General features: G+C 61.9%; 14 protein-coding genes. 6 read left to right on the forward strand and 8 right to left on the reverse strand.

Annotated features, from left to right (window positions below; genetic code table 11):
- Positions 1–111: 111 nt before the first annotated feature.
- A complete protein-coding gene (locus K0H48_RS23475) occupies positions 112–882 on the reverse strand; it encodes a DUF2076 domain-containing protein (RefSeq protein WP_219269386.1) in 771 nt (256 codons plus the stop codon).
- A gap of 180 nt (positions 883–1062) precedes the next feature.
- Here K0H48_RS23475 and K0H48_RS23480 point away from each other — a divergent pair, with 180 nt between their 5' ends.
- Both K0H48_RS23480 and K0H48_RS23485 read left to right on the forward strand, forming a co-directional pair.
- Complete coding sequence (locus K0H48_RS23480; RefSeq protein ID WP_219269387.1) at positions 1063–1722, forward strand: YciC family protein; 660 nt, start codon at positions 1063–1065, stop codon at positions 1720–1722.
- 41 nt (positions 1723–1763) lie between these two features.
- Entirely contained in the window at positions 1764–2852 is a 1089-nt protein-coding gene (locus tag K0H48_RS23485) for an endonuclease/exonuclease/phosphatase family protein (protein ID WP_219269388.1), read from the forward strand.
- Between the two features lie 139 nt (positions 2853–2991).
- Here K0H48_RS23485 and hrpB read toward each other — a convergent pair whose 3' ends face one another.
- Positions 2992–5499 (reverse strand): ATP-dependent helicase HrpB, encoded by a 2508-nt coding sequence (hrpB, locus tag K0H48_RS23490; protein ID WP_219269389.1) that lies wholly within the window; start codon positions 5497–5499, stop codon positions 2992–2994.
- A 220-nt stretch (positions 5500–5719) separates the two neighbouring features.
- Between hrpB and K0H48_RS23495 the strand changes: the two genes are divergently transcribed.
- Together K0H48_RS23495 and K0H48_RS23500 are read left to right on the forward strand one after the other, a co-directional pair.
- Positions 5720–6139, forward strand: a complete 420-nt coding sequence (locus K0H48_RS23495; protein ID WP_138813719.1) for a polyribonucleotide nucleotidyltransferase — start codon at positions 5720–5722, stop codon at positions 6137–6139.
- A gap of 8 nt (positions 6140–6147) precedes the next feature.
- Positions 6148–7041: a cation diffusion facilitator family transporter gene (locus K0H48_RS23500; RefSeq protein ID WP_219269390.1), complete on the forward strand. Its 894-nt coding sequence runs from the start codon at positions 6148–6150 to the stop codon at positions 7039–7041.
- On the opposite strand, the gene K0H48_RS23505 is transcribed toward K0H48_RS23500, so the two are convergent.
- A complete protein-coding gene (locus K0H48_RS23505) occupies positions 7038–8096 on the reverse strand; it encodes a DUF6515 family protein (RefSeq protein WP_219269391.1) in 1059 nt (352 codons plus the stop codon). The two genes, K0H48_RS23500 and K0H48_RS23505, sit on opposite strands and share 4 nt — an antisense overlap.
- 432 nt (positions 8097–8528) lie before the next feature.
- Here K0H48_RS23505 and K0H48_RS23510 point away from each other — a divergent pair, with 432 nt between their 5' ends.
- On the forward strand, positions 8529–9008 hold the full coding sequence (locus K0H48_RS23510; RefSeq protein WP_003194418.1) for an Lrp/AsnC family transcriptional regulator: 480 nt from the start codon (positions 8529–8531) through the stop codon (positions 9006–9008).
- A 45-nt stretch (positions 9009–9053) separates the two neighbouring features.
- Here the strand turns inward: K0H48_RS23510 and K0H48_RS23515 are convergent, their stop codons facing one another.
- Positions 9054–9320 (reverse strand): hypothetical protein, encoded by a 267-nt coding sequence (locus K0H48_RS23515; RefSeq protein ID WP_078739244.1) that lies wholly within the window; start codon positions 9318–9320, stop codon positions 9054–9056.
- Positions 9321–9587: 267 nt separating this feature from the next.
- Here K0H48_RS23515 and K0H48_RS23520 point away from each other — a divergent pair, with 267 nt between their 5' ends.
- Complete coding sequence (locus tag K0H48_RS23520; RefSeq protein WP_025999909.1) at positions 9588–9797, forward strand: DUF2788 domain-containing protein; 210 nt, start codon at positions 9588–9590, stop codon at positions 9795–9797.
- Here the strand turns inward: K0H48_RS23520 and K0H48_RS23525 are convergent.
- From K0H48_RS23525 to K0H48_RS23540, 4 genes are all read right to left on the reverse strand, one after another.
- Positions 9792–10427: a pseudouridine synthase gene (locus K0H48_RS23525; RefSeq protein ID WP_257627097.1), complete on the reverse strand. Its 636-nt coding sequence runs from the start codon at positions 10425–10427 to the stop codon at positions 9792–9794. The genes K0H48_RS23520 and K0H48_RS23525 overlap by 6 nt on opposite strands.
- Positions 10428–10498: 71 nt before the next feature.
- Positions 10499–11971 carry an AMP nucleosidase gene (gene amn / locus K0H48_RS23530; protein WP_162238864.1) on the reverse strand — a complete coding sequence of 491 codons (1473 nt, stop codon included), beginning with the start codon at positions 11969–11971 and terminating at the stop codon, positions 10499–10501.
- Between the two features lie 186 nt (positions 11972–12157).
- On the reverse strand, positions 12158–13807 hold the full coding sequence (locus K0H48_RS23535) for an acyl-CoA dehydrogenase family protein (RefSeq protein WP_219269392.1): 1650 nt from the start codon (positions 13805–13807) through the stop codon (positions 12158–12160).
- 90 nt (positions 13808–13897) lie between these two features.
- Positions 13898–16276 carry a hybrid sensor histidine kinase/response regulator gene (locus tag K0H48_RS23540; RefSeq protein WP_219269393.1) on the reverse strand — a complete coding sequence of 793 codons (2379 nt, stop codon included), beginning with the start codon at positions 16274–16276 and terminating at the stop codon, positions 13898–13900.
- Positions 16277–16323: the final 47 nt, after the last annotated feature.

Below are 16323 nucleotides of genomic sequence, written 5' to 3' on the forward strand. Positions count from 1 at the left end.
CCTCATGACTGCCAGGCGCCAAGGCCCGGAAAGGTTGCCAGTATGCCAGCCATGGGAAAGTTTCAGCGAAAAATCAGCCCGGGGCGACGAAGCGCCCCGGTTGAGGATGGGTCAGACGAAGGAGTCGTCGTCGCCGAAGGAGGAGGAATCGTCGGAATAGTCGCTGTCTGCGAAGCTGTCGGATGAGTTGTCATTGCCCCAAGTGTCGTTGCCGGCAAACTTCTGGTCGTCATTGCCCCAGTTGCCGTTGTCGCTGGCCGGTGCCGGTTCTTCGCGGATGATTTCTTCCACTACCTGCGGTTGCTGCGAGTTGTGGCTGAACAGGCTGCTGATACCTTCGGCCAGCATTACACCACCGGCCACACCGGCGGCGGTTTTCAGCGCGCCGCCAAGGAAGCCACTGCCGATAGGCGCGGCGGGGGCTTGCTGCGGCTGTTGATAATTCTGCTGTGGGGCAGCGTAGTTCTGTTGCGGTGCAGGCTGGCCGAAAGACGGCCGCGCCGGTTCACGCCAGCCGCCACCCGAAGAAGGCGCAGCACTTTGTGCCGGCTGCGAGTCGCGGGAGCTGCTGCCACCAAAGATGCTCGACAGGAAGCCGCCACTGCTCGGCGCCGGTTGCGCGGCCTGGGCACGCGCCTGTTGCAGCTCATCCTGCAATTGCTGGATCTGCTGCGCCTGTTGCTTGTTCTGCGCGTCGAGGCTCTTGATCGCGTGTTCTTGCACCAGGATCGACTGGGTCATGTAGTACCCGGCGGCCGGTTGGCGAGTCATGTGCTCCTTGATCCGCGCTTCGGCCAGGGCGTCGCGGGGGGCTGAGTCCGTTTCGGCTTGTTGCAACCGTGAAAACAGTCCATCGATCAGGGTTTGCTCTTCGCTGTTCATGGCGACCTCGTTAGATTGCCGGTAGAAATCATGGGCCCGCCTGTGATCAGGCGAGCTACAGCCTAGTTATGGGGGTGTTACCAGACGTTTCAATGGTCTTTACGCAAGGTTTACGTTTGCTTACCTCTCGTCATGATCGGTTAAAGTGTTGGCCTTGCTTTTAGGCCTGTGACGAACCTGATGAATCCGTTAGACGTATTGCGCGACTCCTTCCGTTTCACCCAACGCAACCTGGGCGCCATCGTCCAGCTGTGCCTGCCGTTGGTGATCCTCGAAGCCCTGCTGCAACAGGTGCTTGACCACACGCTGGGCGCGGATGCGTTCCCCGGTTACAGCGTGGTCGTCGGGTTGTTGGTGTACCCGCTGTACACCGGCGCCTTGATTTTGTTTCTGGATGCACGCACCCGGGGTGAGTCGCCCAGCACTAAAAACGTGTGGGCCATGGCCCTGGCCATGTGGCCGCGTTTCGCCCTGCTGACGGCGGTCAGCACCTTGCTGATTCTGCTGGGGCTGTCGCTGTATTTCTTGCCGGGCCTGTGGCTGATGGTGGTGCTGGCGTTTGCCGAGTACCTGCTGGTGTTGCGTGGCATGTCGGCGCTGGAGGCGATGAAGGAAAGTTTTCGCCTGACCCGTGGGCATTTCTGGCGAATCCTGGTGTGCCTGCTGTGCGTGATGACACCGTTGTGGCTGCTCAAGGGCGCCAGCGTGGCGGCCTATCCGAACCCTGCGCCGCTGCTGGGTGTGCTGATCGACAGCGCCCACAGCTTCCTGCAACTGTTTACCAGCGTGGTACTTTTCCGTTTGTTCATGCTGATCGGTGGCGATGCCGACGCGCGGTGATATGCTCCGTGCCACCTCTGATAACGCTATAAGCCGAGCCAATGACCCGTTTATTGCGCATCACCCTGTTGAGCCTGTTGATCATCGCAGGCCTGCTTGCGGCCCTGATCTACAGCCTGACCTGGCGCCCTGTCGACAAGCAGACCCTGCCCGTCAGCTGCGTCGCGCCACGTGCGCCGACCTTGCTGCCGGGGCAGGCGCTCAAGGTCATGACCTGGAACGTGCAATACCTGGCCGGCAAGAACTATGTGTTCTGGTACGACAGCCCCGACGGCAAAGGCCCGGACGAGCGCCCCACCGTGGAAGACATGGCCTTCAGCCTGGACGAAGTGGCGCGGGTGATTCGCGACGAACAGCCCGACATCCTGCTGTTGCAGGAACTCGATGAAGGCGCCAAGTCTTCCCATTATCAGGATCAGGTAGCGTTGCTCCAGGAGCGCCTGGTCGACCTCTACCCGTGCAGCGCCCAGGCCTTCGACTGGAAAGCCGACTTTGTGCCCAACCTGCATATCTTCGGCAGCGTCGGCCGCAAGCTCGTCACGCTGAGCCGCTACCAGATCGAACATGCCGAGCGCCTGCAACTGCCGGTATCGCCGGCCAATTTCATCAGCCGCCAGTTCCAACCCAAACCGGCGTTGCTGCTCACCTATCTGCCACTGAGCGATGGTGGCCAACTGGCTGTGCTCAACACGCGCCTGGACGGCGATAAGCCTGGGCGTTCAGCCGTGCAGGAGCAGGTAAAAGCCACAGTAAAACTGCTGGACAAGTTCGAAGGCCGTGGCACGCCGTGGTTGATTGGTGGGGATTTCAACTTGCTGCCGCTGGGGCAGTTCCTGCGCCTGGATGCCGGCAAGCGTGGGCAGTATTCGCCCGACAGCGAGTTGCATTTGTTGTGGGATAAGTACCCGATGATCCCGAGTAACAATGAATCCAGTGGGATTGACCGGGCGAAGTGGCTGACGCACTTCCCCAATGACCCGAGTGTGGATGGGCCGGATCGGACCTTGGATTATTTGTTCTACAGCCCAAGGATCAAGCGGGTGGAGGCCAAGGTGCGGCAGGAGGATACGCTGCGTATCTCCAACCACCTGCCAGTGATCGCCCGGTTCCTGCTGCCGGCTGCGCAATAACCCGCACTACAGCACCCCCTGTGGGAGCGGGCTTTTGTGGGAGCTGGCTTGCCTGCGATAGCATCGCCTCGGTGGAACGGATAGACCGAGTCGTCTGTATCGCAGGCAAGCCAGCTCCCACAGTTGATCTGTGTTTGGGCTATTTGCGGGGTTTGATTCTGGCAGTGGGTTCGGCCACCAGTGGATCATCCGGCCAGTAATGCTTGGGGTATCTTCCCTTCAAATCCTTCTTCACCTCCGCATACGTACTGCGCCAGAAGTTCGCCAGGTCCTGCGTCACCTGCACCGGCCGCCGCGCCGGAGACAGCAGGTGCAGCTTGACCACCTGACGCCCGCCAGCAATGCGCGGTGTGTCCGCCAGCCCGAACAATTCCTGCAAGCGCACCGCCAGAATCGGCGGCTGTTCGCTGTAGTCCAGGCGCACCGATGAGCCCGAGGGCACCTTCACATGCTGTGGCGCCAGCTCGTCCAGGCGCTGGGGCAGCGGCCAGGGCAGCAGGTTGTGCAGGAAGCTGGAAATATCCAAATTAGAAAAGTGGCTCAGGCGCGAGACTTTGCCCAGGTAGGGCATCAGCCAATGCTCCAAATCGGCCAGCAAGGCTTTGTCGCTGATATCCGGCCATTCGCTGGTTTTACCCGCGTCGAGCTGGCGCAGCAGCATGACGCGCGCCTGCCACTGGCGCAGTTCTGGCGTCCAAGGCAGCAGCTCCAAGCCTTTGCGGCGCACCAGGTTGACCAGCGCCTGGCTACGGGCGGATTCGTCCAGCCCGGTGAGCGGTTCGCGGCTGAGCACCAGCTCGCCGACTTTGCGCTGACGTTCGGCGCGCAGCACGCCTTCGCGCTCATCCCAATCAAGCTGGTCGACCGTGCGCACTTGCTCGGCCAGCACGCTGTCGAACAGCGCCGGGTCAAAGTCCGCAGCCAGGTAGATGCGTTCTTCGCGCTGGCCCTGGCGGCTGCCGAGGTCGGCGATCACCAGCCAAGGCTGTTTCATCAGGCTGTCGGCCTCGGCGAACAGCGCGGCGCGGCCATTGGCCAGGCGGTATTCGGCGCCGCCGGGGCGACGTTGCTGAGCGACGCGGTCCGGATAAGCCAACGCCAACAAGGCGCCTAGCCAACGCGGGTGGTCGGGGTCGGGCACCGCTTGAGTCGGCTGGCCTCGCAGATAGCCACGGTACTGACGGGCCAGTTGCTTGGCCCGCTGCACGCCGCCCTGGGTGCCACGCGCGCGCTCTTCGCCGGACATCAATACCAGGCGGCTGTGCAAATCCGCACCGCCACCGCGCAAGATATCGCGCTCACCCAACAAGGCCGCCACATCACAGGCGGTCGCGGCCAGCCCCAGGTCCTGCCCGCGTAGCAACAGGTGGGCAATACGCGGGTGCGCGGGCAACTCCGCCATTTTCTGGCCATGGGCGGTGAGTGTGTCGTCGTTCAACGCGCCAAGGCGCACCAGCAAATCCTGGGCCTGGGCATACGCGGCGGTCGGCGGCACATCCAGCCACACCAGTTGCGTGGGCGTAACGCCCCAGCGCGACAGTTGCAAGGCGAGGCCCGCCAGGTCGGCGGCGAGGATTTCCGCGCTGCCGTAGGCGGCCAAACCTTCGTGCTGGTCTTCGGACCACAGGCGATAACACACGCCCGGTTCCAGGCGCCCTGCCCGGCCGGCTCGCTGGGTGGCGCTGGCGCGGGAAATGCGCTGGGTGTCGAGGCGGGTCATACCGCTGCCGGGGTCGAAACGCGGCACACGCGCCAGCCCGGCATCGATCACCACACGTACGCCATTGATGGTCAGGCTGGTCTCGGCAATGTTGGTGGCCAGCACCACTTTGCGCTTGCCGGCGGGCGCCGGGTCGATGGCGGCACGCTGGGCGTTGAGGTCGAGTTCGCCATGCAGCGGGCACAGCAGCACATCCGGGCGATCACCCAAGGCGTCGGCCAGTTGTTGATTGACCCGGCGAATCTCGGCCTGCCCCGGCAAAAACACCAGAATGCTGCCGGTTTGTTCCTGCACCGCGTCGAGGACGGTCTGCACCACACGCGGCTCGATAAATTCTCCAGCCTGGTACGGCCGCCCCCAACGCATCTGCACCGGGAACATGCGCCCTTCGCTGCGCAGGATCGGCGCGTCGTCGAGCAGACCCGCCAGGCGCTCGCCTTCGAGGGTGGCGGACATCAACAGGATTTTCAGCGGTTGCTCGTCACGAAACAGCTCGCGGCCATTGAGGCTCAGGGCCAGAGCCAGATCGGCGTCGAGGCTGCGCTCGTGGAACTCGTCGAAGATCAGCAGGCCCACACCATCCAGCGCCGGGTCGTCTTGCAGGCGGCGAGTGAGAATGCCTTCGGTGACCACTTCGATGCGGGTATTGGGGCCGACTTTGCTGTCCAGCCGAATGCGGTAGCCGACGGTTTCACCAACCTTTTCACCCAGCTCACTGGCCAGGCGTTCGGCCGCCGCACGCGCGGCGAGGCGCCGAGGTTCGAGCATCAGGATGGTTTGCCCGGCCAGCCAAGACTCATTCAATAAAGCCAAGGGCACACGGGTGGTTTTACCGGCACCGGGCGGCGCTTCGAGCACGGCTTCATGGCGACTCGCCAAGGCGTCACGCAGGGCGGGTAAAACATCATCAATCGGCAACGAATTCATACTGGCTCCAAAGCAGAGCGGCGAGTATAACGGCGAACGTTCGCCCTTAATTGGAATGCAGGTAAATGTGGGAGCTGGCTTGCCTGCGATAGCGGTGGGTCAGCCCGCCCATGTGGCACTGATATACCGCTATCGCAGGCAAGCCAGCTCCCACATTAGAGCGGCGTGGCTCAATAGAATTGTCATATAGTTTCTTATCAACCGTGTTCAGGAGCATTTCATGCGTATCGCTTCCCGTGTCATCGGCGGTGTCCTCGCCGTCACCCTGCTCAGCCAACTGACGGCCTGCGGCTCGATTTTCTACCCGGACCGTCGGGGCCAGATCGACGGCAAGATCGACCCGGCCATTGCCGTGCTCGACGCCGTGGGCCTGCTGTTTTATGTGATCCCGGGCCTGATCGCCTTTGGCGTGGACTTCGCCACCGGCGCCATCTACTACGAGCCGGGCAAGACCGCCCAGGTTGCACCCGAGAAGCTGCACGAAGCCATTGGCGCCGACGGCAAGGTCGACAACGCCAAGCTGCAAACCATCATTGAAAAGGAAACCGGCCGCCGCCTGCCGCTGGATGACCCGCGCATGATCCAGTTCAAGGGCAGCGTGCAACAGCTCGCGTCCCTGGGCCTGCAACCCGCCGCTTGAGGACTCGTATGACCAGCAGCCCCGAACACGCCAGGCTCCTGCGCCTGGCCACCCGCGCCTCGGTGGGCGTGGCCTGTGCGCTGATTATCACCAAGGCCATCGCCTGGTGGTTCAGTGGCTCGGTGAGCATGCTCGCCGGGTTGACCGACTCGCTGCTCGACGGCGTGACTTCGCTGCTGAACTTGCTGGCGGTGCATTACGCGCTGCGCCCAGCCGATGACGATCACCGTTATGGGCATGGCAAAGCCGAATCGCTGTCGGGCATGGCCCAGGCGTTGTTTATCGCCGGCAGTGCGGTGTTGATCGCGTTCCAGGCCTATCAGCGCTTGCAGCACCCGGAGCCGGTGGGAGCGCCGTGGCTGAGCATTGGCGTCATCGTGTTTTCACTGGTGATGACCGTGGCGCTGCTGATGCTGCAATATCGGGTGATCCGCGAAACCGGCTCCAACGCCGTGCGCGCCGACTCACTGCACTACCGCTCCGACTTGATGCTCAACGGCAGCATTCTGGTGGCGCTGGTGTTGGCAGGGTTTGGCTTTCATCAGGTGGACGCGTGGTTTGGCCTCGGCATTGCCGCGTATATCCTCTGGAGTGCGATCCAGATCGCCCGCGAGAGCTTTGCCGTGTTGATGGATGAGGAACTGCCGCCGGATGTGAGCCAGCACATGCTGGAGTTGGCGCGCAATGTACCGGGCGTGCTAGGTGCGCATGATTTGCGCACGCGCATTTCCGGCAGCCACTGGTTTGTGCAGTTGCACCTGGAGTTGCCGGGGGAATTGACCCTGTCAGTGGCCCACGGCATCAGCGACCAGGCCGCCGATGCCATTCACAAGGCTTACCCGCGTGCCGAAGTGCTGGTGCACGCCGACCCGCGGGAAGTGGTTACGGGCAACAAGGCCTAGTACTGCACCTGATAGCCGCGACTGGTCAGGCAGTTGCCCTGGGCCTGGCGGTAGGTTTGCACCACCGCCGGATCCGGGGCGTAGGTGACGGTGCGTGGGTCGAAGCCACTTTGCTGCACTGCCCAGCGATAACAGTCGTAGCCGTCCTGCTGGACCTGGGCCGGTGACTGGCCGTTGGCCGGGTAGGCCACCACGTCATAACCGTTGCCCTGCGGCGCGGGTTGTGGCGCCGGCACTGCGGTCGGCGGTTGTACCACCACGTATTGCTGGGTGGCGTTTTCGTAGGTGTAGTAAGAACCCGCCGCGAGGAAGAACAGCGCGCTGCCCACCCACACTTCCCGTGCGTAGTCCGGCAGGTATTGCACCCGGATGCCATAGGGCGGCGTTACCACCACGTAGCGCGGGCCTTGCGGGCGATACCAGTAGCCGCCGGAGAAGAAGTAATCCTGGCCACGGTAAGGCACGCGGTAGTTGCGGTCGGGGAAACGGTCGACCATGTAACCGGGGCGATACTGCGGGCCTGGCCCCCAGCCGTTGCCGTGCCCTGAAGGGCGACCCGGCCAGCGGTTGTCATTGGGGTGACCATTATTAAAACCGCCACCCGGACGTGGGCCTGGGCCATTGCCGGCCTGCCAGTGCTGGTTGCCATCATTGCGGCGCGGGATGTCCCGATAGTAGCCCTGGCGGGGTTCCTGGGTTTGGCGCACGGTGTCCGGGCGGCCCTGGATCGGCAGGTTGTTCGCCGGCTGCGGCGCCGGCCGCGGTTGCTCGTTATTTTGCGGGCGGCCTTGCCACTGCCCACCGCCGTGCTGCTGTTGCTCGGCACGGTCAAAGTGCTGGTTTTGTGGCCGTGGCTGGTTGTTTTCCGGACGTGGTTGATTATTCTGCGGACGCGGCTGGTTATTTTGCGGGCGCCCTTGTTCGTTACCGCGCCCGCTTTCCGGGCCTCTTTCATGCTGACCACCGCCTTCATAGCGCGGGTCATCGGCCATTACCTGCGTGCCGACGCTCACCATCAGCAAACCTACACCTGCCATACGCCAGATGCGCTTCATGCTATTCCTCACTGCGGGTTGGGGCCTGGAATGTCCGGCCTTACTGCATGAGACTGGAAAAGCCTCACCCGGTTCTGAGACAGGTTATCAGTCACAAGAAGAATTTTCTTAAGGCAAAAGAAAAGGGGCGACCCGTCGGCCACCCCTTGAGAATTTCGTCCTGGCTCAACGCTTTTGACGTTGGCTCACCTCACGCCGTCTTGTGGACAGTGTGCAGCCTGGAGGCCGGCTCAACCCTGCTGGGGCGGCGGCCGCAGCAGGCCTGATTGGGCTCGCTGCAGTGGACTGTTGTCCAGGCGGTGATTCTGTTGATAAAGATACAGGCCAACGTCCGACAGATGATTGCGAAGATTGCGTCAATAAACAGTGCTTGCGCAATTTTTAACCCTTCATAGATAATTCACCGCAATAGTTACGACAAAGGCCAACCCAATGAGCAAGCTTGACCGATACGACCTGAGTATTTTGGCGGAATTGCAGCGCGACGCGAGGATCTCCAACCAGGAGTTGGCCGAACGCATCGGCCTGTCGCCGTCGCCGTGCTCACGCCGGGTCAAGCAATTGGAAGACGACGGCTACATCGCACGCCAGGTCGCGCTGCTCGACCGCAAGATGCTGGGCTTGAGCCTTACAGCCTATGTGCTGATCGGCATGGACCGTCATACGCCTGAGCGTTTCGAGAATTTCGAAGCGGCGATCCGCACCCTGCCGCAAGTGCTGGAATGCAGTTTGGTCACCGGGATGGATGCGGACTATCAGTTGAAAGTAGTGGTGCCGGACATGGACCACTATCAAAAATTGCTGCTGGGGCATTTGACGCGGATTGAAGGCGTGACCAGCGTAAGGTCGAGCTTTGTGCTCAACCAGGTGCTCAACAGCACCGAGCTGCCGTTGACGCACCTGCGTACCTGAGTGCCGACTCACCGTAAAGCGAACGCCGACGATATCAGGCAGGGCTTAGGTATGCCCTCCTACCTGTAAAATGGTCACCGTACGGGTAGCCGTATCCACCAGGAACGTCGCGCGTTCGGAACCAGATAGACGAATTTGGTACTGATCCGAGGTTCCTAACCTTTTGTAGTCGGCGCTGCCGAGCATTTGAGCCGCGTCTCTTGGGTGAATACCCAAGTTATGGATCGCATTCTGGAAGGTATCAAAGTTGTTCTGTGCGGCGCGGGGAAGATGGGCGGTAAACGACGCGGTGACTTTATTCAGGTGCCACATTGGGTTGTGCTCCTATGACGTGCCTTGCATCCAACGAGCATTGAAGTTGACGCGGCTTTTCAATGAGCCAACTCAATAGCGTTAAACGCTGCGCACTGCACTGTTTTGATGACTTCAATAAAACAGCGCCACAGGCTTTTTTATTCCACGGCTTTCACACTTTTGCTTCTGCCTTCGTGTGCGACTGACCGACGCAGGTCAATTCCAGGTCGATGCCACTGCCCTATACTCGCTGTCTCCTCCGCCGGAAAAACGCCCATGAACTACATCGACCCCGCCCTCTTTGAAGAATGGATGATGACCGGCCTGGTCACGATCCTGATCATCTTCATGGGCTTTATCGTCTGGGACCTGGCAAAGAAATCCAAGGCCGGGCGCTTTGGGTCGTTCATCCTGTTTTTTGTACTGGGCCTGGGTGTGGCCGCGTTCATCATCAAGAGCGTGGTGATCGGCCTGATCGAGTCCGGCGCCTTATAAACGCGCTGGCACTTCTTTCCATTGGCCTTGGTCGAGACCATCAATCGACCAGTCACCAATACGCACACGCACCAGGCGCAAGGTCGGCAAGCCCACCGCAGCCGTCATGCGCCGAACCTGGCGGTTACGCCCTTCGCGAATCACCAGCTCCAGCCAGTGCGTCGGCACGCTTTTGCGAAAGCGCACCGGCGGGTTGCGCGGCCACAGTTCGGGCTCGTCCAACTGCCGCGCTTCGGCAGGCAAGGTCATGCCGTCATTCAGCTCCACGCCGTCACGCAGGCGTTGCAGCTGCTCTTCGGTGGGCTCGCCTTCAACTTGCACCCAGTAGGTTTTCGCCAGCTTGTGCTTGGGGTCAGCAATGCGCGCCTGTAGCTGGCCGTCGTTGGTCAGCAACAGCAGGCCTTCGCTGTCGCGGTCCAGGCGCCCGGCCGGGTAGATGCCGGGGATGTCGATAAAATCCTTCAGGGTCGCGCGCCCGCCTTCGTCGCTGAATTGGGTCAGCACGTCGAAGGGTTTATTGAACAGGATCAACTTCGGCTCGGCCGGTGGCGCCTTGGCGACACGCCGCGTTGCGGAGTACGGAGGTTTCACGCCAGGGCGGCGCGAATCGGGGCGGGTAGGACGGGACATGGCAAAGGAACATCTAGCGGTCAGGACCGACAATGCTAGTGGCCTGACCGCTAAATGACCATCCCAACCGCTTAGCGGAACGGCGGCTCGTCGAAGCTGCGCAGTTTGCGCGAGTGCAACGAGTTGAGTTCGGTGCGCAACAAATCCACCGCCTCGATGCCGATCTTCAAGTGCTGGCTGACCGCGCGCTCATAAAACGCGTTGGCCGAACCCGGCAGTTTGATCTCGCTGTGCAGCGGCTTGTCCGACACGCACAGCAAGGTGCCGTACGGAACCCGCAAGCGGTAGCCTTGGGCGGCGATGGTGCCGCTTTCCATGTCCACCGCCACAGCGCGAGACAGGTTGATCAGTGGCCGCTCTTGCGCCCAACGCAGTTCCCAGTTGCGGTCGTCGTAGGTCAGCACGGTGCCGGTGCGCAGGCGCTTTTTAAGCTCTTCGCCTTTCTCGCCGGTGACATTCGCAGCGGCTTGCTGCAAGGCCATCTGCACTTCGGCCAGGGCCGGGATCGGGATGTTCGGCGGCACGACGCGGTCGAGAATCCCGTCGCGACGCATATAGGCGTGAGCCAGTACGTAATCGCCAATGGTCTGGGATTGGCGCAGGCCACCGCAGTGGCCGATCATCAGCCAGCAATGCGGGCGCAGCACGGCCAGGTGGTCGGTGATGTTCTTGGCGTTGGACGGGCCAACGCCGATGTTCACCAGGGTCACGCCGTGGCCATCGGTGGCTTGCAGGTGATAGGCCGGCATCTGGTAGCGGTGCCATACCACGCCGGCAGCAATGGCCGAGGCTTCACCGTGGTCCATGCTCTTGTCGATGATCACGTTGCCCGGCAGCACCATGCGGATAAACCGCGGGTCGCTGCGCAGTTGCTCCAGGCCATGCAGGATGAACTGGTCAACATAACGGTGGTAGTTGGTCAGCAGGATCCACGGCTGCACATGGCGCCAGTCGCTGCCGGTGTAGTGCACCAGGCGGCGCAGGGAAAAGTCCACGCGCGCCGCATCGAACAGCGCCAACGGCAGTGGGTCGGTGTTTTCCCAGTCGTAGAGGCCATCGGCAATGCCGTCGGTGGCGGCCGACAAGTCGGTGCTGGGGAACACACGGGCGAGGGTCGCGGCAGTAACGCCGGAGCCGGCCAGTTCATCGCCCTGCTCCACCACATACGGGTACGGAATATTCTGCTGGCTGACGCCGACTTCCACGGTCACGGTGAAGTCGTGCATCAACGGCACCAGTTGCTCCAGCAGGTATTTACGGAACGCCGCCGGATGGGTGACGGTCACGCTGTAGGTCCCCGGCAATTGCACCTTGGCGTAAGCGCGGGTGGTCTGAGGGACTTCGCCGTGGCAATGGTAGGTCAGGCGCAGTTCCGGGTAGCGAAACTGCGCACGTTGTTCAGCGTCAGGCTCGACGCGGTCCTTGAGGTATTGCTTGAGGGCTTGGTTGAGCGCGCCGGTGGCACGCTCATGCAGAGCCGCCAGCCGGTCCACGGCTTCTTCGGCGGTTTGAACGACAACAAAAGCTTCGGTCACGGTAAGCATCCTGTGTTCTGACTTGCAGGCCTTTATCTTGCCTGTATCCCAGGCTCACCGAAACACCAGAGTTGCAATGCTGCTTTTAAAGGTGGGAGCTGGCTTGCCTGCGATGGCGGTGTATCAGCCAGCAAATGTAGGACTGACACACCGCTATCGCAGGCAAGCCAGCTCCCACAGTTTGACCGAGTTTTGTCAAAGGGCTGGCGTTGAGCGCGTGACAATCGCCGCCACATCCACACCACGCGGCAAAGTGCCGTACACCCGGCCGGACGATGCCCCGAGGCGGCTGGCGATAAACCCATCGCTGACCACCGAATTCCCGGCCTCCAGCAACAGTTTGGCCTGCAACGCCACGGCAATGTCCTCGGTCAACTGCCGCGCGCGGTACTGGATATCCTGGGTATCCATAAACGCCGACTTCAATTGCTCGATATGCCGCGCCAGGTGCTTATCGCCATGGCCATCGCCCAGTTCGACAAACAACGCCTCCAGCACGCCTGGTTCTTTGGACAAAGCGCGCAGCACGTCCAGGCACTGCACATTGCCGGAACCTTCCCACGTCGAATTCACCGGCGCCTCACGGTAAAGACGCGGCAGGATGCTGTCCTCCACGTACCCGGCGCCGCCCATGCACTCGGCGGCCTCATTGATCATGGCCGGTGCGCGCTTGCAGATCCAATACTTGCCCACCGCTGTCACCAGCCGCGCGAATTTGGCTTCCTGTTCGTTATCCAGATGGTCCAGCGCCCGGCCCATGCGCATGCTCAAGGCCAGGGAGGCTTCGCTTTCCAGCGCGAGGTCGGCCAGCACGTTTTGCATCAACGGCTGTTCACTGAGGACGCGGCCGCCGACCGAACGATGGGCGCAATGATGGCTGGCCTGGGTCAACGCCTGGCGCATCAAGGCGCTGGAGCCGACCATGCAGTCGAAACGGGTCATGGCGACCATTTCGATAATGGTCGGCACGCCCCGGCCTTCTTCGCCGATCATCCAGGCCAGGGCGCCACGGAACTCCACTTCGCTGGAGGCGTTGGAGCAATTGCCGAGTTTGTTTTTCAGGCGCTGGATGTAGAACTGGTTGCGGGTGTCATCCGGGCGATGCCTTGGCAGCAGGAAACACGTCAGGCCCTTGTCGGTCTGCGCCAGGGTGAGGAACGCATCGCACATCGGCGCCGAGCAGAACCACTTGTGCCCAACCAGCTCATAGGCCTGGCCAGGGCCGCCGGCGCCCACGGGATAGGCGCGGGTGGTGTTGGCGCGCACGTCGGTGCCGCCTTGTTTTTCGGTCATGGCCATGCCGATGGTGGCGCCGGTTTTGTGGGCGATGCCAACATTGCGCGGGTCGTATTCGGTGTTGAGGATTTTTGGCAGCCAGGTCTGCGCCAGGTCCGGTTGCAGGCGCAGGGCCGGGACGCAGGCGAAGGTCATGGTCAACGGGCACCCGCTGCCGGCTTCGGCCTGGCTGTGCAGGTAGGTCATGGCGGCGCGGGCCACATGCGCGCCGGGCTGCGGATGCGCCCACGGCAGCGATGGCAGGCCATGCTCGACGGCGGTGCGCATCAACTCGTGATAGGCCGGATGAAACTCCACCAGGTCGATGCGATGGCCGTAGCGGTCATGGCTGTTGAACACCGGTTTGTTCTGATTCGCCAAAAAACCTGCCGCCATCAACGGCCCACCGGCCAGCGCACCGTACGCATCAATACGTGCCTGTGCCCAGCCGGCGCCAAAGCGGCGCGACCATTCTTGCAGGGGCAGGTCGATGCGATAGAGGTTGGCACCGTCCAGGGACGGCGGCTGGTTAGTGACGTCGTGGGTCTCGGCAAACTGATGCAGGTTCATGACGGGCCTCCTGGAAAATAGGCCACGTGCAGTTGAGGCCTGAATTTCAGTTAAGCACCGTCATCGGGCTTAAAAAAGTGGCATACCCGCCTATTGTTCGGCGCTTTCGCCCTCTAACGGGCACAACAGGCGCCGTTCCAGCACCGTTTGCAATGCCTCGAAACGTACCGGTTTGCTGAGGCGATCGGTAATGCCGACCCCATGGCAGCGTTCGCGATCCGGGGCGTGCAGCGAGGTGCTCAGGGCAATCACCGGCAGCTCGCCGCAGCCGGGTAGCGCACGGATCTGACAGCACAACGAGAAGCCGCCCTCGGGTATATCCAGCAGCACCGCATCAAACGTCTGGTCCTGCAACAGCGCCAAGGCGGCCGGGCCGTTATCCACGGTTTTTACCCGGTAACCCAGTTTGAGCAACATGCCGCGTACCGCCAATTGGCCGACGCTGTTGTCGTCCACCAACAGCACCGTACATTCCTGGGGCGCTCGTTGCGCATGGGCTTTGTGCGTTGCGGGCAACGGCTCGGGCGGCACCGGGCTCACGCTCATGTCCAACTGGAAGCGGCTGCCCTTGCGAGGCTCGGAATGATGGGTGAGGCGCCCGCCGAGCAGTTCGATCAGTTGCCGGCAAATCGCCAGGCCGATGCCCAGGCCGCCGTATTCGCGCGTCATCGAACCGTCGACCTGGAAGAAGCGCTGATACAGCGTGGCCTCGTCGAGGAAAGCGAAGCCGATGCCGCTGTCGGTCACAATAAAGCTCAGGCGCAGCTCGCCGTCACTGTGCGGCACACCCACCACGCGCACGCGTACCGCGCCTTCGTGGGTGAACTTGAAGGCATTGTCGAGCAGGCAGTCCAGGCACTGTATGAGTTTGCCGGCATCGCCAATCACCCGGTCCGGCAGCTCATCGGCCACATCGATAGAAAACTCCAGGCCTTTACTCTGGGCGCTGGCGGTGAATTGCTGGCGCAAGGTGTCGAGCGTGCCCCGCAGGCTGAAGACCTGGGGCTGGGCGGTGAGGCGCCCGGCTTGCAATTCGGTGAGGGTGAGAATGCCGTTGACCATGCGCATCATGTCCCGCGCAGAACCGGCGGCGGTTTGCTGGTACTGGGTGAGGTCGTCGTCCAGCGGCACGGTTTGCATCAGCTCCAACGAGCCGATCACGCCGTTCATCGGTGTGCGCAGTTCGTGGGTCAGCGTGGCGAGGAACTCATCTTTGAGGCGGTTGCTGCGCGCCAATTGCTGGTTGAGCACTTCAAGCTTCTGGCTGGCGTCGAACAGGATCTGCGCCTGTTGCTCACGCATGCCGTTGATGCGGTCCGCCAGGGCCAGGGACAACAGCGCCACTTCGATGGCCGAGCCGAGCTGGCTGGCGTACATGGTGAGGAACATATTGGGCAGGTAGCCCAACACCATCATGGTGTTGACCACACCGCCGATCAGGAAAGCCGACCAGGCGAAAATGAAATAGCGCGCCATGCGCTGGCCGCAATACCAGGCCTTGATGGCGGCCACAAAGATGGTCACGGTAAACACCAGCGCAAGGCCGGTGGCCAGACGTAGGGCCACGGCGTAGCTGGTCAACAGCGCCAGCGCCATCACCACAGCACCAGCGGCCGCGAGCGCCAGCAATATCCGATCCAGCCAGCGACTGTGCTGCGCGGTGTGCAGGAAACTGCGCGCGAACAAGCTCCCGAACAACGCCGCCGAACCAATCAGGAATGGCACCGCCGCATTCGCCCACCACGGGTTGTTCGGCCAGAAATATTCCACCGCCACGCCGTTGACCGAGAGCTGATAGAGGCCGAACGAGGCGATATAGAGAATGTAATAGAGGTAGCTGGTGTCGCGCACGCTCAAGTAGATGAACAGGTTGTAAACCAGCATCCCCAGTAACACGCCGTAGATCGCCCCCAATACATACAGGCGCAGCGGCTGCTGCTCCAGGTACGCGGTGGCAGACCAGAGCGTCAGCGGTGCCTGGATCGAACCCTGGCTTTGCAGGCGCAGGTACACGGTTTGCTGCTGGTCGGGTACAAAATTGAGCTTGAACAGGTAGTTGGCCTGGCGCACTTCACGGCTGGAAAACGCCAGGGTGCTGCCCGTGCGGGTGGTCAGGCGATAATTGCCGGTGCTGTCGCGCTGGTACAGGTCCAGTTGGTTAAGCGGCGGGTACGCCAACTCCAGAAACCAGGTGCGCGGGGCGCGAGGGTCAGTGGCGGTGTAATGCAGGTCGATTTTTAGCCAGAACACCGAGCGTGAATAACCGGCGTTAAGGGTGGCTTTGTCATGGGTTTTGAAGTGGGCGGCGTAGGCCGGAGCGCTGACATCGGCGATGGTGAGGGCGTCGGTTGGGTCTTCGAGCACTTGCATGACGCGGCCCAGCGGCCGGCTTCGAGTGTCCGGGTTGAACTCGATGGCGCTGGCGAGCATCGGCAGCCCGCACAATAAAAAAATCAGCAAATAGCGCATAGAGCCCCAGCGTGGCCTGTCCGGTTATGTCAAAAGCCCCCATTCCT

Origin of the sequence: Pseudomonas sp. Xaverov 259 (genome assembly GCF_019352915.1) — a bacterium.
Lineage (GTDB): Bacteria > Pseudomonadota > Gammaproteobacteria > Pseudomonadales > Pseudomonadaceae > Aquipseudomonas.